Origin of the sequence: Pseudozobellia thermophila (genome assembly GCF_900141855.1) — a bacterium.
Lineage (GTDB): Bacteria > Bacteroidota > Bacteroidia > Flavobacteriales > Flavobacteriaceae > Pseudozobellia > Pseudozobellia thermophila.
In genome coordinates this window covers 421,270-443,696 of sequence record NZ_FQYU01000001.1, presented here as the reverse complement: position 1 = coordinate 443,696, position 22,427 = coordinate 421,270, and the positions used below count along the sequence as shown (strand labels likewise).

Genomic DNA, 22,427 nt, shown 5'->3' with positions numbered 1-22,427 from the left:
ATTTATTGTTTCCAGAAATATATTATAAAGAATAAGAGGGTTTTCGCTCTTTTTACAAGACATTTATTTTTGTCTAAATTCAAACCTAATATGGAACAAAAAAAAACACCTATAATTGATCTTTTTGCAGGTCCAGGTGGTCTTGGGGAAGGTTTTATGTCTTTGAAAAATGAAGAAGGCAAATCAGTTTTTGACATTAAACTTTCCATAGAAAAAGATATAAACGCACATAAGACCCTTACTTTAAGAAGTTTTTTTCGACAGTTCAAAAAGAACAATAAAGATGTGCCAGAGGATTATTACAACGTTTTAAAAGAGTTGGATTTATCAAAAAGAGAAGTTCTTATTGAAAAAATGTTAGATCGCTATGAGGAAGGTAAGATTGCCAGAAAAGAAGCAAGATTAATAGAATTAGGTTCTAAAAACTGGCCACCTAAAGTTGTTGACAAATTAATTAAAGAACAATTAAAAGGGAATAGGGATTGGGTCTTAATAGGTGGCCCTCCTTGTCAAGCCTATTCTAATGTTGGGCGATCGAGAGTCGGTGGGATTGATAGGGATGATCATAGGGTCTACTTGTATCAAGAATATTTAAGAATAATCAAGAAGCATAAGCCGGCTATTTTTGTAATGGAGAATGTTAAAGGCTTGTTGTCTGCAAAGGTTGATGGAGAAAGAGTATTTGACTGGATGAAACGAGATTTAAGAGATGGAAATAATTACACTATTCATTCATTTGTGAAGCCAGTAGAAAAGGACTCGGATTTTTTAATTAAGTCTGAGAGATATGGTGTTCCTCAAAAGCGTCATAGAGTTATTCTTTTAGGAGTAAGAAAGGATTACAAGCATAACGGCGATTATTTAAAAGAAAAAGAAGGGGTCACATTAAAGTCTGTAATCCATAATTTACCAAAAGTAAGGAGTGGTTTAAACAGAAAATTCACACACTATCACCCCTCTGAAGTTTATAAAAACGGGAAACCTAAACGTTTATATGAAAAAATAGATAATACAAATGATAATTGGTTAAATGAGATGTCCCAAAATATTAACCAAATTATTGATTGGGGAGACTTAGATTTAAACGGGCTTTCAAAAGGTCCTAAAAAGATAGAGTTAGGTACTGGAGCAGAATACATAAAAGCAACTAACTTAATTTCAAAAACACATCCTTTAAGGGATTGGTTTATTGATAAACGACTAAAAGGTGTTATTAACCACGAGTCAAGGTCACACTTATCGCAGGATTTAATGCGTTATTTATTTGCTGGACTTTATGTGGAGAAATATAAAAGATTTCCTCGTTTAAAAGATTATGCAATGCATAATAAAGATTTATTGCCTGATCATGCTAATGTGGATTCAGGCAAATTTGCTGATCGTTTCAGGGTGCAGGTACCTAACGAGCCCGCAACTACTGTAACAAGTCATATATCTAAAGACGGTCATTATTTTATTCATTATGACACCTTACAATGTCGATCACTTACCGTCAGAGAAGCAGCACGTATTCAAACTTTTCCAGATAATTATTTATTTAGAGGCAGTAGAACAGCCCAATTTCATCAAGTGGGAAACGCCGTGCCGCCCTATCTCGCGTACCAAATAGCACAAATTGTAAAGAAGTTGGTTCAGTGAAGGAATACCTCAATAACGCAAAAGAAAGATTCTATTTGAATTTGGGAAGCCGTGAATTTAGTCCTGTAATTCAGGCATCCACAGCAATCGCATTGGATTATTCCGAAGAAATTAATCGAAAAGAGAGTAGTGAACCCATGGTGATTACATTTCCTTGTAAAGAAAGTACAGCATTGTGGATGTCCGTTCAATTTTTGATTAATGAATTTTTCTATAACTATGTGCATCAAAGCAAAAATAGAATTAGTGAGTTGGACCTGAAAGCAGGTGATAAAATTGACATTTTCTCAACAACGGCCCTATTTCAAAGGATCGATGTTGGCTCAAATAAGCTGGTCATGAAGTTCTCGGATGGTGTAACGGCCTACACCAAGATGCAGAACATTCAGTTCATTAACCCTGCAAGAAAAAAGATGGTGAACAAATATGTTCACTATCGTAAGAAAAAGAAGCAATTCCTCGATAAGCGAAAGGCATTGACGCAAATCCTCAGTCTGGACCTTAACCCCAATTTTGGCGCATTGTCAGCAAAGGTAGTTTTGATTTCCGGTAGAGGGAAGGCAGGACTTTTCCGTCGACAATTGAGCGATACATTAATTTATGATGAGCCTTTATCTGAAACGGTGTTACTGGATAAAAATCTACTTATATCTCCAGATTTTGGATGCTTTGACGGAAGCGTGGATGATGATTCGAATAAGAACACGGAATTCTTTGTCAAGGCAGTCACACAAAATTTAAAGAGTATTGAATTTGAAGACTCGGAAATCAAAACCATCGTTCACGATTGTCTTGGATTACTGGAACGATTCCTAAAAACAAAAAAGTTCGTCGACAAATTCCAGTCTCTCTATTCAGCCCTTTTAAAGAGTTCCGATTATCAAAATTTAGGTAACAAACTTCAAAACCTAATGAAGTACCATCCTGGAATTGAAGATGATCTAATCAATGATGTTTCCGCTGTCTTCGTGAATGATCCACAGCTTATGTTGGAAAATCCCAACACCATGAAATATCTATCCCGTCATCATATTCCGGTATTTATAATAAGTGATAGGGTCATTAGTGAGTGGAACGAATTCGATATGTATAAAACAATCTTTGACCATGCATCATTTAAGGACGCATACCGCTTTAATTGGGATAAAAACAAGCTTGCTGATTTGGAACTTCAACTTGATCAAGAATCTCATTTCATTGACAATGTCAACAACAATACCTTTTGTCGTTTTGTAAACCAAAAAATCACGGTTGAGGAAGTTAATTTCAATGAATTTGATCACATCTTCAACGCATTGGAATCAAAAAACTTCCTATCCTCTTTGGGAGAACATAAGCTTTTACAAAAAGCCTATTATCAAACCTTAAGACCTCTCCTATATGTACTTAAAAACGCTATAGTTAGGCCGGACACTTATAAACTTATTGGTTTGCTCGACAATTTTATCGAGGTATATCATACGTCCAGTTCAGGCTTGGACAAAGAAATAAAAGCTTCCATATATACATCATTGGCCAACCTGAAATCATATATCCTTTTAGGTGGACAACCCAAAAGATATATTGATGATCACAACCATTTATTTTATCAGGACATCAGTATCAATGATGTGCATTTCATGCTTCCCATTGAGGCCGATCAGGGGACAATAACTCATCACAATGATATAGATGCAACTGCAAAGGGAATCAAATTTATGGGTTATCCATACCGAGAATATTTATTCAAGTATATCGACCAGAGCATTTTTAAAAAAGTGATACCAAACGTAAATTTTGTCCTGAACCATTGTGAGTCTTCCATAACCACGAATACTCTTAAAAGAAAAATCGGTTCAGGATATTATGTGGAAAACTTTCCAGCATGCCTGAATGAACTTGAATCGTACAGGATTAAGAACGATGATCAAATTAAATCCATTATCGAAAGTTCAATACATTTTAAGAGTTGTGGGATTGATGACCGAGAAGACGATAAGACCATGACCACTGAATATGAAGAGTTCGAACAAATGCTCCATGAACTACGTTATTCCGGATACAGAGGTTCGAATGATGATCGAGAAGCCAGTGGCCAGTATATGCTGAATTGTAACGTTCTGCATTTCGAAAATGGAAGCTATGTATTCTTTCCCCATAATTGGAGAATCCTTACGCTAAAAGAATCCATTACAGGTTCCATTGAAACCTATTCGAGCAAAATAGAGAACGTTGCAGTAGGAGACATTGCTGTCATCGTCAATGTGTCCAGACGATCCATTACCAAATATTTGGAAGGTTCAAGGGCCATGCTCACTTATATGGAAACCTTAGAATCATGGCGGGAGATTCTTAAGAAAGAACGCCAAAAATATGAAGACGTGTCAGAATTGGTGGCAAGATTGGAAAAAGTAAATCAATCTCTTAATATTGGAGGAAGCCCGGAAAACTACAATGTACTTCGATGGTTACACGATGAAATGATGCTTGCCCCGACCTATGAAAACCTAAAAATGATACTTGGATTACACTATCCCAAAGAAGAACTTTTGGAAAGGGCAAAGGCCATTCTAGGGGCAAAGACGGTAATTCTAAAAGCCAAAAACAAACTGGACCGAGCTGTAAAAGACAAGCTTGCTGAAATAATCGGTACATCACACGATGCCCTCGATGACACGTTTACCATCGAAGTCCAAGGCATCGAGGTAAAAGGCGAGAAAAACGAGATTGTAGGCATCGAAAAAAGAAGTGACCTGAAAATTGAATACCATTCAACCATGAAATTTCTTAAATAAATGATTGTACCGGACAATATCGATAGTGCCAATTCAAATGGAGAAAAGCAGGTGTTCCGTCATTTCAAAACGGATATCAATGCCAAGCACTTTATCATTCTCCATTCCCTGTTTATCTCCAAACATTTAACAAGGGTGTCAGGGGAATTGGACTTTTTGGTATTGGCTCCCGGACTTGGAATTTTCGCGTTGGAAGTAAAACACGGTAAAGTCAGTCGTGATGGTGGCATCTGGAAATTTGAAAACCGCGATGGCAAAGTAAACACATCTACAATTGGGCCTTTTAGACAAGTGAGTGATACGATGCATTCATTAAGATCTTACTTGTTGGAGTTGGCAGGTGACCATGCAAAATTGAAAACCAAAATCAACAAACTACTATTCGGATGGGGGGTTATGTTTACCGGTCTCGAGGAGTTTAATGATTATGGCCCCGAGGCAGAATCTTGGCAACTCTTCACAAGATCTGGTTTTAGGGCTCCAGCCAGTCATTATATAGAATCACTTTCCCGTGGTTTTCACCATAAATACTCCGATAAAATATGGTATAATGTCAATGATTCAAGGCCCTCGAAAAAAGATTGTGAAGTTATTTTCAAACTATTACGAGGTGATTTTAGTTATAACTATACCCACTTGAACCAAATACTGGATGAAGAGGACCTTATCGATCATTTTACAGAAGAACAGTTTGAAACGCTTTCTTTTATGGATTACAATGATCGGGTCTTGATACAAGGAGGTGCTGGAACCGGGAAAACCATAATGGCGACGGAATGGTTTCAAAGAAATGTCAACCAAGGATTGAAAGTTGGGTTATTGTGCTTCAATAAAAAACTGGGACATAAATTAAAGTCTGAACTATCCAAGGTAATTGATTTGAGTGCAACCAATTCCTATGTTGGTAATCTTCACAGCTTTATGATGACTTTGACAAAACTAGTTCCCCCCAAGGTTAATCAGGAACCTTTCTATTCAACAGACTTACCATTGGAGACCATGTATGCTCTTGAGGAACTCACAGCGGAGGAAAAATTTGACCTGCTCATCATAGATGAATCCCAAGACCTCCTCACCGAATCCTATCTGGATGTTTTCGATATCATGTTAAAAGGAGGATTGAACAATGGAAAATGGGTCTTTTTCGGGGATTTTTGCAATCAATTGATCTATCTGGACAACCCTTCAAGCGTACTTGACATACTAGCCTCAAAAGCTGCATTTATCAAAGTACCACCCTTAAGGATTAATTGTAGAAACAGTAAGAAAATTGTGCTCTTTAATCACACAACTACTGGGTGCGAGAAACAATCAAGTCCCGAAGGGATGTTGGAGGGGGAAAAGGTAGAACATTATTTCCCGATTAAGTCCAAACAGGTCGAAAAGGTAGTTGAGATTATAGAAGACTTGACTTCAAAAGGAATTCCCGAGTCCAAGATTACCTTACTATCCTGCAAAAGCGCAAAAAACAGCTTAATGCTGCAATCCGTGGAATTGAAGAATCACATCAATAATGGTCTTGTCTTTTCAACCATACACGCATACAAAGGGCTTCAAAATTCCTTTGTGATAGCCACAGAGTTCGAGGAGTTGGAATCCGACCATTCCACAAGTCTATTATATGTATCGATCAGTAGGGCCAAATTGAAATTCTATCTTGTTTTGGACAAAGGACTTGAGAATTCCTACAATCAATTATTATCAATGAGAATAAATCAAACATCATGATTCGAGATCAAATAATCGATGATATCATAAAAGAAGTCTGTGGCCCAGATCCACATCCGGCATACATTGATGAAACAACAGGGGAAGAAATTCTGTTGGAAAGAGTACATGGTTCGCCAAAACTGAGGTATGGGGCCGGAATGTTGTACCCTCAAGCGACCAATATCACGGAATTGGATGAAAATACAGCAATCACTGATGACGATGTTGAAGAAGAACCTTCCGAGTACCATGATGATTCAAGAACTACCCAAGGTAGTTTAGCAGATGATGGTGATTCCGATGAGTCCATTGGGTTAGCGAATGAATTCCTACCCTCAGCTATGGGTTTTACATGTAAAATGAAAGCCGATCATGGTACAATCAGCGTGCATATCAATGCTGCTTGGTATGAAAGGTCTAATCAAGGGATAGCGGAAAAGAGAGTGGTCGATAGAGGATATGAAGATAAGCGGAATACTCAGTCCGGAGCAATAGTATTGCGGAGAAATTGGACCAGAAGACCATTAGACATAAAGGAGGTCGTTCTCGATTTGAAAGAAATTGGATTTAACAGAGGGTTAGTATTTGAAAAGGTGGTTGCAGTGACACCATGGAATACGAATCAAGACTGGCTTACACTGAGGGTTTACAATCGATCCAGAAAAGAACACATAGACAAAGGCGAATGTATCCTCACATTTACCATCATCAACAAAATATTAGCCAGTACCAATCAGGAAGAAAATGACAGGGCAATTCTTTTCCAAAACAAAATATATATCAAGGATGAGTCCGGAGGCCATATTTTACCCTATGATGAAAGAAATTCCGCCAACGACACTGAAGAAGAGGAAGAATTGCTTTTATTATATCGGGAAAAGAAAACATATGCCATTGGTCATGGGTGTTCTGTACAATGGGATGAATCCAATGATAGGGTCTATGGTTTGGCCACCTCTGTCGTTCCAGTTTATGAATTGCCCCAGGTATCCCCTACCCAACATGTGACACTAAGTATGTTGGAGCTATCCGATTATGGAGATTGGGATGATGCAAAAGCCAGTTTGAATCAGCTCACCACTCAATATGAAATATGGATTTCAAACTTGGAACTGGCCGTAGGCAATCTCGATGAGAAATTTCAAGGGGCGGCATTAAGAAACGTTTCAAAATGTAAGGAAAACTTACGTAGGATCAAAGAAGGTGTGCAGTTGCTCACGGAGAGTGATGTTGCATCTGACTTGGTCAAATGTTTCCGGTGGATGAACAGGGCCATGATCTGGCAACAACAACGTTCCAAGACGCCAAGAAGAAGCTGGATTCGTGAAGATCATGGTTCGTATGTCCTCACACCATTGGAAGAAGATGTTCATCAACATGCAGATCTTTCAGAGTTTCATAAGGGAACATACAATGGAAAATGGCGCCCATTTCAAATCGCTTTTGTCTTAATGAACCTTATTTCAATATGGGATGAAAATTCCAAACAACGTGAAATAGTGGATTTGATATGGTTCCCGACCGGTGGTGGTAAGACAGAAGCCTATCTTGGACTTGCGGGTTTTTCAATTTTTGCCAGGAGAATCAGGGCAAAGGCAAACATGGATTTTGATTATGTTTCCGGAACATCCATATTGATGCGCTATACCCTTAGATTACTCACAACGCAACAATACGAAAGAGCTTCTTCCCTAATCTGTGCTTGTGAATTGATTCGGAAGGAAGATGATAATATGTTGGAACTGGGGCCAGATCCTTTTTCAATTGGATTATGGGTAGGGGGAACCTCCACCCCAAATAAAAGAAAACATGCCAATGAATTGTATCGGGAACTGACCGGGCGCAATTTCCAGTCTGCTGATTACAACTTTATTGTAACGAAGTGTCCTTGCTGCGGTGCTGCTATTGGCAAATTGGATTCCCCGAGCAGACATAAGAGAGTATCGGGTTTGGCTCAAACAGATGGTTCAGTCTCTGCTGCACGGACCTATTTTAGATGTGAAAATGAGTATTGTGAGTTTTTTGAATCAGAACTTCCGCTCTATGTTGTGGATGAGGACATCTTTGAATTTTGTCCGACATTGGTACTGGGAACAGTCGATAAATTTGCCATGATACCATGGCAACCCGGTCGATCATCGAATGATTTTGACTCAGGAAAACTATTTGGGTTTAGGTCAAATGGGGTCAAGAGTCGAATAACCCCACCGGAACTGATCATCCAAGATGAGCTGCACCTGATTTCTGGTCCCTTGGGCACGGTTGTAGGTCTTTACGAGAGCCTTGTCATTACTTTATGCAATAATTATAACAAACGGGAATATCCATTTCATGGTAAAGATTATGTCCCACCAAAAATAGTTGCTTCCTCAGCAACCATAAGTAGGGCTTCGGAACAAGTTAAGGCATTGTACGCCAGCGACAACCTAAACATTTTCCCCCCTCAAGGAATTAATTTTGGAGATACTTGGTTTTCTGAAGAAAAGGAACCATCCCCCGAAAATCCGGGAAGAAAATATATCGGGGTATTGGCACCGGGCTATAGATCTGGTCAGACCTCGGTCGTTCGCCTTTATGCGTCAATCCTACAATCTATTAGAACAGCGGATTATCCTCCTGAAACTAAGGATTATTATTGGACATTGCTCGGATTCTTCAATTCCATTCGAGAATTGGGAATGGCCGCATCTTTGATATATGCCGATATTCGAGATTATTTATCTATCCTTCAGAAAAGAAAATTAATACCGTATGAGGAAAGACGATGGCTGAAGCTGTTCAAAGAGTTGACCAGTCGAATTGCAAGCTCAAAAATCCCGGATGCCTTAAAGGAATTGGAAAAGAGTTATACCGGAAAAACATCTTCTGCGCTTGATGTATGCCTTGCCACCAATATGATTGCTACGGGAGTTGATGTGTCACGGTTGGGTTTAATGCTAATTCATGGTCAACCAAAGACCACTGCTGAATATATACAGGCAAGTTCAAGAGTCGGTAGGGACATAAAGGGTCCTGGCCTGGTAATCATGTTGTACAGTCCATCCAAACCTCGTGACAAATCCCAATATGAACACTTCCAGTCGTTCCATAATAAAATATACTCTTATGTGGAACCAACTTCTGTAACGCCTTTCTCTATCAATGCAAGAGAGCGGGTTTTACATGCTGTTATTATTGGCCTTGTCCGGAGTTTCAGCGAAGGTCATTTTACCCGCAATCCGGATATCAGTAACAATGAAGCGGAATTTAAAAGCCTTACTGATTGGGTACGGGAGGTCATTAAATCTAGGTGTGGGATTATAGACCCAAGTGAAGTACAAAATACCATGGCATTGTTTGACAAAAGAATAGCGTTCTGGAAAAATGGTTTCCAAGAATACGGGGATCCCGGTAATTATGGAATACTGAATAAAAATTGGGTTCCCTTAATGTATGCCATAGGAAATGAAGTTACCGAGGATATTAGAAATGGTGGCTTGTCCCTGCCTTCATTGACTTCCATGAGAGGGGTTGATGAAGAGGGCAGAATAGGAATAATGAATTTAGGTTGATATGAATAGAAATATAAGACTAGGACAGTTGCTATCCCCTTTTGGAATAGGACAACTTGTGAATTTCCCTAATGATGAGTCGTTGATGATCTGTGGACTTGATGCATGGGACCTAATGATCGAACAGCGAATGCAAAACGCGGGAAATGACCATATTGATTTTAAAGAATTTGAAATCAGGGAACCTCGCTTGGAACAACTGTTGGGCGTAAGCAGTTTTAGAAAGCCGTTCCCATTCCGTAAAAACAGTAGTAAAAATAGTCGTCTGACCATTCCAGGAGTACGCTTTCCCCAATGGCACTATTGTATAAGATGTGGTGTTATGCGCCAAATTGAGCTCAATAGACAGCAAAGTCCTAGGTGCACATCAGGGGAGTGCAGCGGAAGATTAATTCCTGTTAGGTTTGTTGCCGTATGTCCTCAAGGACACATTCAAGATGTCCCTTTTTTATATTGGGTGCACCCAGACGGGATGGATGACCAAAGACATATACTAACCTATTCAGCAGGTAAAGGTTCGGGAGATTTATCCAGTATCGTTATTTCATGTTCGTGTGGACAAAGACGAACCTTAGGCGGCATAATGAATGAAGGAGCCTTGGATACTATTTCAACATGTTCGGGGCATCGTCCTTGGCTGGGCCCAATAGGGATACGACAGCCACAGCCCTGCGAACATTCATTGCGGGTTTTGATCAAGGGTAGCTCCAATGTCCATTATGCGCTGATCAAATCCGCCTTGTATTTACCGCAGGCCGGGGATACGACGCCGGAAATGGTCCAGCGAATAATAGAAAGGGAAGAGGAAACTTTACGAAACTTCCATGAGATGGATAATGATGGAAGGATACTTAAGGTTTTTCTGAAAACTCAAGCCGAGGTGAAATCGGGCCGTATAGCACTTGATGAATTACTAGAGTACGTGTTAAGCTTTCTGGAATCGGGAAAAGGCAATGCTGATTTGGAAATCAATTCTGACTTTGATATACGAATACAGGAGTACCAATACCTTAATACGGGGCGAGATTCTGAGAACTCAGATTTTAAAGCGCTGGTCAAGCCATTCTCTTCAACTGAGGAGGGCGTGTTTTTATCCGAATACTTTGACCATGTCGTCTTGATCGAAAAATTAAGGGAAACAAGGGTTTTTGCAGGATTTTCAAGGCTTAACTCTGAAGATGGAAGATTGGTAAGGGATAAAATAAATGACCTAAGTATAAAAGATAAAGATTGGTTACCTGCTCATGTAGTCTATGGAGAAGGAATATTCATAAAGTTTAGTGATGACAAACTTGATGAGTGGCTATCCCGTGCCAACAACAATCTGGAGGCACTAATAGCAAGATATCATAAGGAACAGGCAAGAAGAATCATCGATTATCAAAATAGAGACCTTACGCCTTCATTCATTTTGCTTCATACTTTTGCACATTTACTCATCAATCGACTTTGTTACAATTGTGGTTACGGCTCATCATCTCTAAGGGAAAGAATATACTTTTCAAGTTCTAGGGACAATCGGATGAATGGGGTATTGATTTATACTTCATCCGGTGATTCAGAGGGATCTATGGGCGGACTTGTCAGACAGGGAAGGGAATTGAATTTTTATCGCTTGGTGAAGGAAATCATAGAAGATGCAAGATGGTGTTCTGCAGATCCTGTATGTATGGATGTAGGGAGTTCAATGGGACAAGGACCAGATTCCTTGAATGGAGCTGCTTGCCACAATTGTGCAATAGTGCCTGAAACGAGCTGCGAGGAGTTCAATAAACTATTGGATCGATCTGCCCTTGTTGGAACATACGAAGATTTCGATTCCGGGTTTTTTAATTAAACAGAAACCCCTTCAATAGATTTCTTTCATCAGATACAAGAATTCTAATAAACAATTTATTTTAAGGAAATGGAAAAGCTAGAAATGATATATTTCAATCACTAAAGTTGTTTTAGTAACCAAATTTATGTTGGTCAATGCCAACTGGATGAACAGGGTAAACTGAGTCATCCGTGCTTGGTCAAAGTGAACATGGCTGGCGGACGAAAGTAAGTCACTTTTGATTTGGCCTGTCAGAAACATTTATAAAAAGCTGAAAAGAGGATAATTAATCGATTTGGACCAATATGATTTCATAGGATGCTCCAAATTACAAAGTCTTGTTGAAAAGCTTTAAACAAGCGAAGAAGCAATAACCGGGGAATTTGAATAAATGAATAAAACTTTATAATTAGCAGTTTATATGATTACTGAAAGGTAAAATTTAAATGGGATGGTAAAACGGAAAATGTTATGTTCGTAATAGAGTTCTTGAAACCATTTAAATTTTGTCACGTTTATTGATAATCAAAGGCAAACCAAGAAACGGGACCACAAAATCCGGCATTTGTCGAATGTTTTTGGCCACATCTCCGCGAACGCCCTTCAATAAATCGGTAATTCCGGGAATGGAATTTTCCATTCCATATTTAAAAACCTGAAAATCTAGAGAAATAAAAAGCTGTTCAACAATTGTTTCCGCAATTCTACCTTTAATTACTCCAGAAACCCATGGGTTTCCATTCTTTTTTTGGTAACAATTAGTACAGAGCCCGTTGTTGAATTTGGTGAAGGCTCCGCATTCAATACAGTCTGGCATACTGGTTTGGTTTTCAGACGTTAATAAAGTTTATTGCAGGAGGCTAAACATTTAAATTTTTTGCCAGAATATATAAACTAATCGTTATTCGAAAATGGTACTATTCGCCATAGGCTTATAGAATCGATTCGATATTTTACCCCCCGCTCCTTACGTTTGCATTAATACTTTCTTCGTTATGATCAAGAGATATCGGGCAATCGCCCCATCTATACAAAGGCCCTAGGTGCACAGGCATGGTCCAAAGGCTTGGCGCGCCCAAGGTATTTCAGTCTAACCCCTAAACAACGAACAAATGAAAAACAGACAGTATTCCAAAGACGATTGGATACTCCATCATTAAATTGTTCAGCGCATTTAGAAAAAAAGAGAAGTCTTCATACTTTCCATACGTTTTTTGAACCTTACTTCAGGTATTTGGGAAAATCCATTCTGCCTCCTAGAACTCTTACGATAAAAATTTTATCGGGCATGGGATAATAAAAAATGACATGTGCCTTGTATCGGTACCGGAGGAGCATTTTGTCCTTTACGGCCACATAGGGCCTTCCCAGTTCGGGGTTCTCACTCAATTCGGCAAAAACACGTTTGAGGCCTTTGGCATAGGTTAAAGATTGGGCCGCCCCGAATTTTTCGATCGTATACTTGGCAATGGCCTTGAAGTCGGCCCTTGCCTTGGCACTTATAATATACTTACTCTCCGGCATTATGCTCGTTTATAGCCTCTTCCCAAATACTATCAATAGTGGCATCGGTAGGGCCGCTTTCAATACCTTCGATCAGCGCCTCGTTAAGGTCAACAATGCGCTTTCTACGCTCTTGGTCCTTGCGTATGATATCCCTGATGTACTCACTGTCATTTGTGTAAAACCCTTGTTCTATCAAACTTTTGACAAAGGCATGCTGCTGCTCGGTGAAGGTGATGGATTTTCTGATTACCGCCATTTGAACCAATTTTAATACTAATGGTTCAATTTAGGTATTAATTTTGAGATGCGCAACCCATCCTTATACCGCAGCCTTCCCCCCTTTTGATGATATAGAGAAATTCATAATGTTGTCTTCTACCTTAAAAGAATTCTTTACCGAAGCGGTTTTCTGTATTCCCTAGGCCGCCCTCCGGCCGGTATTCAAGGGCTAGTTTCAGTTGCGTCCACAAGGGCTTAAAACACCCTTCCCCATCACGTTTGCATCAATACTTTCTTCTTTTCCATCAAGCGATATCGGGCGATCGTCCCAATTTTACGACATGCCCAATGGCGAAGGCCTAAGGGCGCCGATAGAATCGATACGAACCCCTAAAAAAGAACACATGCGAAACAAAACGTACTCCAAAGACGGTGACGGACTCCGGAAACTGAGGGAGCTCTTAAACGATAACAAGGTCTTGCTTATGGCGACGAACCTGAAAAAAATTCCCTTTTCCGTTTGCCCCATGAGCCTGCAGGAAATGGATGTCCAAGGCGACCTGTGGTTCTTCGCCCACCGCAACAGCGACCATTTTAAGGACATCGAGAAAGACAACCGGGTGCAGCTCCTCCTGGCCAACGAAAAGGGGCAACAGTACCTCTCCATGTACGGTAACGCGACCCATATCGTCGACCGAGAAAAGAAACAGGCCTTGTGGAGCCCCATGCTGGGGGCCTGGTTCGACGGTATCGACGACCCCAACAGCGTGCTGTTGAACGTCAACCTTGAAAGCGCCTATTACTGGGACATGATCGAGAACAAATGGGCCGCCCTGCATCGGCTACAAGGCTCGCTTGCCGGCCAGGAGGGTCCGGAACTAGGGGAAAAAGGCCACATCGACCTACAAAACCACTAGCGCATGGCCATTTTGGGAAACCTGATCAAGGGTATGTTATCGGCCTCGGAAATGCTTGCCGTGGAAGGCAATGCGGCCGAGGAACAAGAGTCCGTACTTAGGGAATTGTTGAAAACCGCCCGAAACACCCGCTTCGGACAAGCCTTCGGGTTCGACCGATTGCTGGAATCGAAAACCATGGAGCGTGATTTTAGGAAGGCGGTTCCCTTTCACGATTACGAGGCGATGACCGATAAGTGGTGGCAAGACATCCACTCCGGCGAAAACGACATTACCTGGCCCGGACGGCCCGATTACTTTGCCCTAAGTTCGGGAACGACCGGAAAGACGAGCAAGCGCATTCCGGTGACCGATGCCATGGTCAAGAGCATCCGAAACGCGGGCATACAGCAGGTACTGGCCCTTCGCAATTTCGACCTGCCGGCCGACTTCTTCGAAAGGGAGATCATGATGTTGGGCAGTTCGACCGACCTCGAGGAACGCAACGATGCCCTCGAGGGGGAAATCAGCGGGATAAGCGCCAGTAACATTCCGTTTTGGTTTCAGGGCTACTACAAGCCGGGCAAGGAAATTGCCCAGATCGACGACTGGGACCAACGGGTACGGCGTATCGCGGAAAAGGCGCCCGAATGGGACATTGGGGCACTTAGCGGAATACCTTCGTGGATCGAACTGATGTTGCAAAAGGTAATGGACTACCACAATTTGAAGCACATCCACGAAATCTGGCCCAACCTTCAGGTCTATACTTCGGGAGGTGTGGCCTTTGGCCCCTACGAAAAGAGCTTTAATGCGCTCTTGGGAAAACCCATTACGGTCATCGATACCTATTTGGCCTCGGAGGGCTTTATGGCCTTTCAACAGCGTCCCGAAACCGACGCCATGAAGTTGGTGACCGACAACGGCATCTACTTCGAATTTGTCCCCTTTAAGCCGGAGTACATCCAGGCCGATGGCTCCTTGGTGCCCCATGCGCCCTCGCTTACCCTCGCGGAGGTGGAACCGGGCCAGGATTATGTATTGGTGATCAGTACGGTGGCCGGGGCATGGCGCTACCTGATCGGCGATACGATCGCATTTACCGATGTCGATCGGGCCGAAATAAAGATTACCGGGCGTACAAAATTCTTTTTGAACACCGTCGGCTCCCAGCTTTCGGTGAACAAATTGGACGATGCCGTACAGCATCTCGAAAAGAAGTTCGACATCCAGGTTCCCGAGTATACCCTTTGTGCCCACCGCATCGAGGGCGAGTTCTACCATTGCTGGTATCTGGGGACCGATGCCAAGGTCGACCCCGGGCAACTGGCCGATGCCCTGGACGAATTTCTAAAAGGGGCCAACAAGAACTACAGGGTGGCACGCTCCAAGGCCTTGGAGGGCGTAAGGGTCAAAACCGTGCCCCCGGCCGTATTTCACGAATGGAGCGGGAGAAAAAAGAAGAAAGGGGGCCAGGTTAAAATGGAGCGTGTCATGGGGGAGGAGCGTTTTCAGGAATGGGAAAGCTTTGTTGGCAAGGCCCATTAAAAAAGGGAGTTCCCCTCCTGCCTCTGTTTGACCAAGACCATGATCTCGTCGGGCGAAAGGTAGTATTTCCGGATGCGTTTTTTGTACTTGGGGTCGATTTCGGCGTTATCGAGAATAAAGGCCTTGGTCTTTAGGATGTATGCCTCCATACCGGCTCCTACGGCATAGGAATCGGCGGCCCGTTCCGCTTCCTTGATGAAATTCCCCGAAAAGAGGTATTTGAGTCCGAACCACACGAGGTTGAGGCTACTGCGCCGTTCGTAATCCATAATATGGCCCAGTTCATGTCCCAACCAGCCAATCAAAATGGCGCTGTCCATATCGGTGGTCTTGAACGTTTTTCCCGTAATCTTTATGCTTTCGCTTACGAACACCAGGTACCTTCTCCTTTCCCGCGCTTGCAGAAGGCTTGCGAAAACGGGTTGCGCCTGCATGGTCGATTTACCCGTCTTCCTTTTAAACCGAAATTCTATCGCCGTGTTCCTTAATTCCGGATAAAAGGCCAGGGCGAGGCGTGCCTCGCGATCGATGGCTTCGGGAATGATGTGCTGTGCGTTGGAGTGTAGTGCGCCCATAAATAAGATGAGGATTAAATATTTCAATTGGTCTGTTTTTTATTGGGGAACCGATCAAAGGAGAGGGTAGAACGGGAGTCCCCCGTCCTATTACGTCCCCTGTAGCCGCCCGACGGCCTTTTTGTGCATGGCAATTGGCGTATGGACCATCCTCAAAGAGGATGGATTTACAATATAGAGATAGATCGGGGCAAAGCCAAGAACGGGCCTCGATTGCGGCGCAAAAGAATGCGATTGCGTCAATTCCGCGGCAGCATACCGATTATATTTCAAAAACCTGGGGCAAACGGGCTGTGGCCGCCGTTCGGTAATTTACGGCACACCAGCCATGTGGAAATTTAAGGAAAAACCAATACCCGGACCGATTATCAATGAAAGGGATTTTTGCAAATAAGGAAATAAAGGGGCCAAGAAACCGCACACTGCGGGTTTTAACCGTCATTGTGGGTTTGGGCCTTCTTCTTTTTGGGGGCTTGCAGTGGTATGCTTCCCATAAGGTATCGGATATGCTGGCCAACGGACTGCCCCGGAACATGGAGGTAGCCTACGGGGATATGGACATCAACATCCTTCTGGGCTCCATTGGTTTTACCTCATTGAACTGCAAATTATATCGTGGCCAAAACAAGGAACCGGAAGTTGAACTGGTGCTCGGGGCCCTCGAGATCAAGGGGCTGGACTATATATCGCTCTGGAGTAAGGAATTTGGCGCCCATAGGGTAAAGCTTGAAAATGCCCAGGTAACCTGGTATGATGAAGAATCCGGGGAGTTGGGGTTCTCCCTGGAGAAAGGCAGGCTTGAATTATCGGAGTTTAAAACCGATTCCCTGCTTTTGCGCCAAAAGATACCCTTTACGTACAACACGCTAAATTTTGAAGGGAATGGACTGTTCTTAAAGCTAAGTCCTTTCGAAACCCTAACGCTAGGGTCTGTTGTTCACAAAGACCGGGATGCGGAATTTAAAGACCTAAGAATAACCACGAGGTACAGTCGCGACCAATTGTCGCAACAATTGAAAAAGGAACGCGACCATATAGACCTGTGCCTACCAAGCGGGTCGGTGGGCGACCTGGATCTGGGCACTGTAAACGACAGTCTGTACCTAGGGGCGAAGGCGGTCGGACTGCAAGGGCCTGAATTACGGTTGTTTCGCGACAAGTTGTTGCCGGATGACCAAGAAGAAAAACCCCTCTACGGCTCCCTGCTTCGAAACCTTCCCATAAAACTGGACATCGCTCGGCTGACGATCGAAGATGCATTGGTAGCCTACACCGAGAGAATAAAAAGGGATGTCGTTCCGGTATCCGTATCCTTTGATCGCCTGAGTGCCGGCATCCGTAATCTCACGAATACGAACGATGGGAAAACAGAAATCGAGGCCAAGGCCTTTTTAATGGACGAAGCGCCCATCCAACTTCAGTGGGCGTTGAACAATACAAGTACCGAAGATCGTTTTAATGCGTCGGTAATTCTGAAAAACCTGGAGGCCGAAGCCATTAATCCCTTTTTGGAATCCCAGGCAAGGGTTCGGGCAAAGGGGCATATCGATGAGATGTACCTAACCCTATCGGGCGACGATTTTACTTCCCGTGGAGACATGAAAATGAAGTATAGGGATTTTAAGTTTTCGGTACTCGACGAGGATAGGTTGGGTGTCGATAAGGCCCTTACCCTAATCGTCAACCTGATGACGAACGACGGGTCGAAAACGGACGAAAAGGGCTACCGGCACGGTCAAATCGAGGTTGAGCGCGATCGGTCAAAATCGTTTTTCAATTACCTATGGCTGAATGTGAGGGACGGACTCAAAAACACAGTGGTCGGAAACGGCAAAAAAGAATAAGGGTTATGAAAAGGAAAGAAAAACGGGGAATCCGGAAAAAAAGGTACGTGCTTCCCCTATTGGGTATCACACTTTTGATTGTTTTGCGGTTGATGCTGCCCTTTATGGTCAAGAACTACGTGAACGGGGTATTGGCCGAACTTCCGGGGTATCATGGCCATGTAGCGGATATTGACATTTCCCTCCTCCGCGGGGCCTATGTTATCCACGGGCTATACCTGAACAAGGTCGATGCCGGTTCGGAGGTGCCCTTCTTGGATTTGGAGAAAACCGATATCTCCATCGAATGGAAGGCCCTGTTCAATGGGAAGGTGGTCAGTGAGATCGTAATGACCCGGCCCCGTTTTATCTATGTTTTTGAAGACCACCAAAACGACTCGGCCGCCGATCCGGATATAGCGGACTGGACAAAGGCCCTGACCGACCTGGTGCCCATAGCCATTAACAACCTGAGCATAACGGATGGTAAGGCGGCCTTTGTGCAATTGAACGCCGACCCGAACATCGACCTGCACCTGAACAAGATAGAACTGAGGGCCACCAACCTGCGGAACGTGGTGCGAACCGAAGAGGAACTGCCTTCCCAAATACGTGCCACGGCCGTCTCGATCGGGCAGGGAAGGTTTAACCTTGAGGGCAAGATGGACCTGGTGAGGCAAGTGCCCGATATGGATGTTTCCTTTTCCTTGGAAGAGGCCTCGGCAACGGCACTCAACGATTTTACCCGGCACTATGCAGGTATCGATTTTGTCGGGGGTAGGCTCAATGTTTTTGGGGAAATGGCCATCGCCAATGACTATTTGACCGGGTACATCAAACCCTTGCTCCAGGATTTGAAATTGGTAGACCCCGAACAGGACAGATTTTTAAATATACTTTGGGAAGGCTTTGTCGGTTTCTTCAAGTTTATCGTTAAGAACAAGGGGAACAACACCGTGGCGACCAAGGTACCCTTAAAGGGCGATGTAAGCCAGGTCGAATCTGAGGTATGGCCCACCATTTGGAACCTTTTTAAAAACGGGTGGATAAAGGCATTTCGGGGGGTCGTCGATAACGATATTGATTATAAAGATGCAAAAGAGGGGGCCAGGGATGGGGAGTAGGTGTCTGCGCCCCCGCGAAGAATAAAAATTGCCGGGATAAACAGGTCATGGTTTATCCCGGCAATTTCTGAAATGGGTCTTGTCCGCGGTTCGGGTTGTCTTAATCCCTCGTCGACATACTGCCCCACCAATCGGCATTCGGTTTAAAATCGGGTGATAGGAAATCCATACGCTGTTTTTCTAGTTCGGGGAGTTTCTCATTTACTATGTTCTCATGCCTTTTGGCGGCCAAGGCCGGGTCAAAGGTGGTGTCGGGAGAAGGGTAGTTGGCACCTACTTCGTCCAACCAGCTTAAAAGTTTGTTCTTTAATTCTTTGACAAGGTCTGTGTTTTGGGCCGCCACATTATGGGCTTCGCTTGGGTCGTTCGAGAGGTTGTACAGCTCGTCGCTACCATCTTCCCAATAATGTATGAGCTTCCAATCCCCTTCGCGTATGATGGACGAAGGGTTGCCGCCTTGGTTCCCATAATGGGGGTAATGCCAATAAAGGGGGCGGCTGATATCCATTTTGCCCCCTTCGAGAATAGGGCGTAAGCTCACCCCGTCTACATGCTGACCGGGCATAAGCTCAAGTTTGGCCAGGTCCAACAGGGTGGGGTAGAAATCGGTGCCAATAACGGGGAAATCACTTTCCTTTATCTTTTGGCCCAACCAGGGGACCTTAATAAAATACGGTTCACGAATGCCCCCTTCCCATTGATAGCCCTTTCCGCCCCTTAAGGGCAAATTGGAAGTTGAAAAGGAGTCGCCCGAGGCCACGCCGCCATTGTCGGAGGTAAAGACGACGATGGTGCTCTCTTCGAGGCCATTGGCCTTTAAGGCATCGAGGACCACACCCACGGCATCGTCCATACTTTCCACGAGTCCGGCATAGATCGGATTGTCCTGTACCTGTCGGATGGGAAGTACGCGTTCCATCTTATATCCGCTTTGGGCTATACCCTGATTTGCGGCTTTTTCGCGGTATTTCGCCCATTTCTCCTTTGATGTCTGAATAGGGCCGTGCACGGCGTAAAACGACAAAAAGGCAAAGAAGGTGGTATCCTTGTGTTGCGCAATAAAATCCGCGGTTTCCTCTGCCAAACGCATGGTCAAGTTCTCTCCCTTTTTCTTGTTGGGAAGTTTGGGGTTCTCCCAAGGGGAAAAATAGCCCCCCATGGGACTTCCCTTGTCCCATCCCCCTATATTGATATCAAAACCGTGGTCCTCGGGATAATTGCCTTCGTCCCCTAAATGCCATTTGCCCGAAAAAAAGGTGATATATCCATTGGCCTTGAACGCTTCGGCCATGGATATGTCCGATTTCGGTAGGGCATGCTTGTATTCGGCGGGCAACAATTTGTCGTGCCGACCGTGTTTTCTCCAATCTGTTCCCGAGGCGGCCCCGATCCAATCGGTTATCCCGTGCCTGGCGGTAAATTTACCGGTCATTATACTGGCCCGGGAAGGGCTGCATACCCTACTGGCCGCATAGCCTTGGGTGAATACCACCCCCTCATCGGCGATACGGTCGACGTTTGGGGTTTCGTAGTAGGTGCTTCCCGTTGCGCTGAGGTCGTTGAGGCCTAAGTCATCAACTAGAATGAACAGGATGTTGGGTTTTTTGTCAACCAATTCTTTCTGTGGCTGCTTACAGGCAAAAACCGATAAACCTAGAATGGCAAGTACTAAGAATCTTTTTTTCATAAAGTTATTTGAAGTTTATGGAAAACCATGGGTTCAAAACCCATGGCTGACAATGGGTCGGTTTACATACAAACGTATCAATATCCTGGGTTTTGACTGATACTGTTTTCGGAAATTTCGATTTCCCGGGCCGGAACGGGCATTAAAACATGGTGTTCTTGGATATTGGCTCCCGGAACATCCATATGGGGGTCTTCCACATTGCGGATGGTCTCGACAAATTGCCCCCATCTTAGCAAATCGAACTTACGATGACCTTCAAAGCCCAGTTCGGTGGCTCGTTCTTTTTTTAGGGCCTCCCTAAATGTAGATTGGTCAAGGCCCGAAAGCCCCGGTAACCCTGCCCTTTCGCGGACCTGATTGATAAAAATGTAAGCGTTCGCCGGACCATTCAGTTCGTTTTCCGCCTCGGCACGCATTAGCAAAATATCAGCATAGCGCAGTACATAGGTATTTTGGCTTCCGTTGTTACTTTTTGGGGGATCGCCATCGGCGTTTAAATATTTACCGGTAATCGGACCTGCACCAGGTGTTCTGGGAGATTCGAGAACATTGCCGTCAAGTTCGGTTATATAGCTGATATCCTTTCTTAAATCACCTTCTTCAAACATATTTAGATAGTCGGTTGTGGGCAACATATTCTCCCAACCGCCGCCTACGGCATTCGTGGCCCCAACGATTTCAGTATCTCTCGACCCTACCCAGCTTTGTTTGAAATCAGGTCTTTCGTTTTGCTCGAATTGAATATCAAAGACATTTTCATTGACCAGATTGCCATTCTTGTCGGGCATGTCGACATATTCGGCATTTTGGCCCCACAAACTATTGTAATCGGCCACTAAGCCGAACATACCCGAATCTATGACCTCCTGTGCCCGCTGACTGGCCAGTTGCCATTCGCCCTGTGTTAAATGTACCTTTGCCAGGAGTCCGGTAGCGGACCATTTGGTAGCACGCCCTTTTTCTTCCCCGACATACGTATCGGGTAAGACCGGAATGGCTTCCATTAAGTCCAATTCTATCAGGTCGTATACTTCCTCCACAGAATTACGCGTAACACCCTTTAGGGTTTCGGTATCTATAACTACATGGTTTAAGATAGGCACTTCACCGTAAACACGTACCAATTCGAAGTAATAGAAGGCCCGTAAAAACTTAGCTTCGCCGATCAGTCTTTGTTGTAAGGCCTCATCGTTCATTTCAATATCAGGGACATATTGTATTACCGTATTGGCCAATGCAATACCTTGGAAATTCTGCTGCCACATTACGGTTGCATCCCCATTATTGGCATTGAGGTCTAAAAACCAAGAAACCGGGCGCATGTTATGCTGCCCCTGAAAGGCGATATCGCTAGGGGTAAAACCATAATAGAACGAGATTATGTTGCTGTGCAAACGGGTATAGGCAGCGGTCGTTGCCGCTATGGCGTCTTGCTCGGTTGCGGGAAAGGTTCCGGGAACCAAAAAGTCAATAGGCTTCTCGGTAATGATGTCCTCACAAGAGGTAAGGCCGAAGAATAGTATCAATATATAGAGTATTTTTTTCATGGTGTGC

15 protein-coding genes are annotated in these 22,427 nt (G+C 43.7%); 9 read left to right on the top strand and 6 right to left on the bottom strand.

Annotation, left to right across the window (positions count from 1 at the left end):
* Positions 1–90 precede the first annotated feature (90 nt).
* The 5 genes from BUB37_RS01885 to drmB are packed head-to-tail and all read left to right on the top strand — an operon-like array spanning position 91 to position 11,510.
* A complete protein-coding gene (locus tag BUB37_RS01885; RefSeq protein ID WP_072987630.1) occupies positions 91–1,638 on the top strand; it encodes a DNA cytosine methyltransferase in 1,548 nt (515 codons plus the stop codon).
* Entirely contained in the window at positions 1,635–4,412 is a 2,778-nt protein-coding gene (locus BUB37_RS01880) for a hypothetical protein (protein ID WP_072987626.1), read from the top strand. Before BUB37_RS01885 ends, BUB37_RS01880 begins: the two co-directional genes overlap by 4 nt.
* Positions 4,413–6,140, top strand: coding sequence for a nuclease-related domain-containing DEAD/DEAH box helicase (locus tag BUB37_RS01875; protein ID WP_072987623.1), 1,728 nt, complete (start codon positions 4,413–4,415; stop codon positions 6,138–6,140). It abuts the gene before it with no gap.
* Positions 6,137–9,673 carry a helicase-related protein gene (locus BUB37_RS01870; protein WP_072987620.1) on the top strand — a complete coding sequence of 1,179 codons (3,537 nt, stop codon included), beginning with the start codon at positions 6,137–6,139 and terminating at the stop codon, positions 9,671–9,673. Before BUB37_RS01875 ends, BUB37_RS01870 begins: the two co-directional genes overlap by 4 nt.
* Before the next feature lies 1 nt (position 9,674).
* Positions 9,675–11,510 carry a DUF1998 domain-containing protein gene (gene drmB / locus BUB37_RS01865; RefSeq protein ID WP_072987616.1) on the top strand — a complete coding sequence of 612 codons (1,836 nt, stop codon included), beginning with the start codon at positions 9,675–9,677 and terminating at the stop codon, positions 11,508–11,510.
* 481 nt (positions 11,511–11,991) lie between these two features.
* Here the strand turns inward: drmB and BUB37_RS01860 are convergent, their stop codons facing one another.
* From BUB37_RS01860 to BUB37_RS01850, 3 genes are all read right to left on the bottom strand, one after another.
* Positions 11,992–12,309 (bottom strand): hypothetical protein, encoded by a 318-nt coding sequence (locus tag BUB37_RS01860; protein ID WP_072987612.1) that lies wholly within the window; start codon positions 12,307–12,309, stop codon positions 11,992–11,994.
* A gap of 404 nt (positions 12,310–12,713) precedes the next feature.
* Positions 12,714–13,016, bottom strand: coding sequence for a type II toxin-antitoxin system RelE/ParE family toxin (locus tag BUB37_RS01855; RefSeq protein ID WP_072987609.1), 303 nt, complete (start codon positions 13,014–13,016; stop codon positions 12,714–12,716).
* Positions 13,003–13,254, bottom strand: a complete 252-nt coding sequence (locus BUB37_RS01850) for a type II toxin-antitoxin system ParD family antitoxin (RefSeq protein ID WP_072987607.1) — start codon at positions 13,252–13,254, stop codon at positions 13,003–13,005. The genes BUB37_RS01855 and BUB37_RS01850 overlap by 14 nt, the downstream gene beginning before the upstream one ends.
* A gap of 367 nt (positions 13,255–13,621) precedes the next feature.
* Between BUB37_RS01850 and BUB37_RS01845 the strand changes: the two genes are divergently transcribed.
* Together BUB37_RS01845 and BUB37_RS01840 are read left to right on the top strand one after the other, a co-directional pair.
* Complete coding sequence (locus BUB37_RS01845) at positions 13,622–14,134, top strand: pyridoxamine 5'-phosphate oxidase family protein (protein WP_072989666.1); 513 nt, start codon at positions 13,622–13,624, stop codon at positions 14,132–14,134.
* Between the two features lie 3 nt (positions 14,135–14,137).
* Positions 14,138–15,661, top strand: a complete 1,524-nt coding sequence (locus tag BUB37_RS01840; protein WP_072987604.1) for a GH3 family acyl-acid amido synthetase — start codon at positions 14,138–14,140, stop codon at positions 15,659–15,661.
* On the opposite strand, the gene BUB37_RS01835 is transcribed toward BUB37_RS01840, so the two are convergent.
* A complete protein-coding gene (locus BUB37_RS01835; RefSeq protein ID WP_244526694.1) occupies positions 15,658–16,263 on the bottom strand; it encodes a hypothetical protein in 606 nt (201 codons plus the stop codon). The two genes, BUB37_RS01840 and BUB37_RS01835, sit on opposite strands and share 4 nt — an antisense overlap.
* A 344-nt stretch (positions 16,264–16,607) precedes the next feature.
* Here BUB37_RS01835 and BUB37_RS01830 point away from each other — a divergent pair, with 344 nt between their 5' ends.
* Together BUB37_RS01830 and BUB37_RS01825 are read left to right on the top strand one after the other, a co-directional pair.
* Positions 16,608–18,080, top strand: a complete 1,473-nt coding sequence (locus tag BUB37_RS01830; RefSeq protein ID WP_072987598.1) for a DUF748 domain-containing protein — start codon at positions 16,608–16,610, stop codon at positions 18,078–18,080.
* 5 nt (positions 18,081–18,085) lie between these two features.
* The gene (locus tag BUB37_RS01825; protein ID WP_072987595.1) at positions 18,086–19,183 is read left to right on the top strand and encodes a DUF748 domain-containing protein; all 1,098 of its coding nucleotides are present in this window, start codon (positions 18,086–18,088) and stop codon (positions 19,181–19,183) included.
* 100 nt (positions 19,184–19,283) lie between these two features.
* On the opposite strand, the gene BUB37_RS01820 is transcribed toward BUB37_RS01825, so the two are convergent.
* Positions 19,284–20,870 (bottom strand): sulfatase, encoded by a 1,587-nt coding sequence (locus BUB37_RS01820; RefSeq protein ID WP_072987592.1) that lies wholly within the window; start codon positions 20,868–20,870, stop codon positions 19,284–19,286.
* Positions 20,871–20,947: 77 nt separating this feature from the next.
* The gene (locus BUB37_RS01815; protein ID WP_072987589.1) at positions 20,948–22,420 is read right to left on the bottom strand and encodes a RagB/SusD family nutrient uptake outer membrane protein; all 1,473 of its coding nucleotides are present in this window, start codon (positions 22,418–22,420) and stop codon (positions 20,948–20,950) included.
* Between the last annotated feature and the right edge of the window lie 7 nt (positions 22,421–22,427).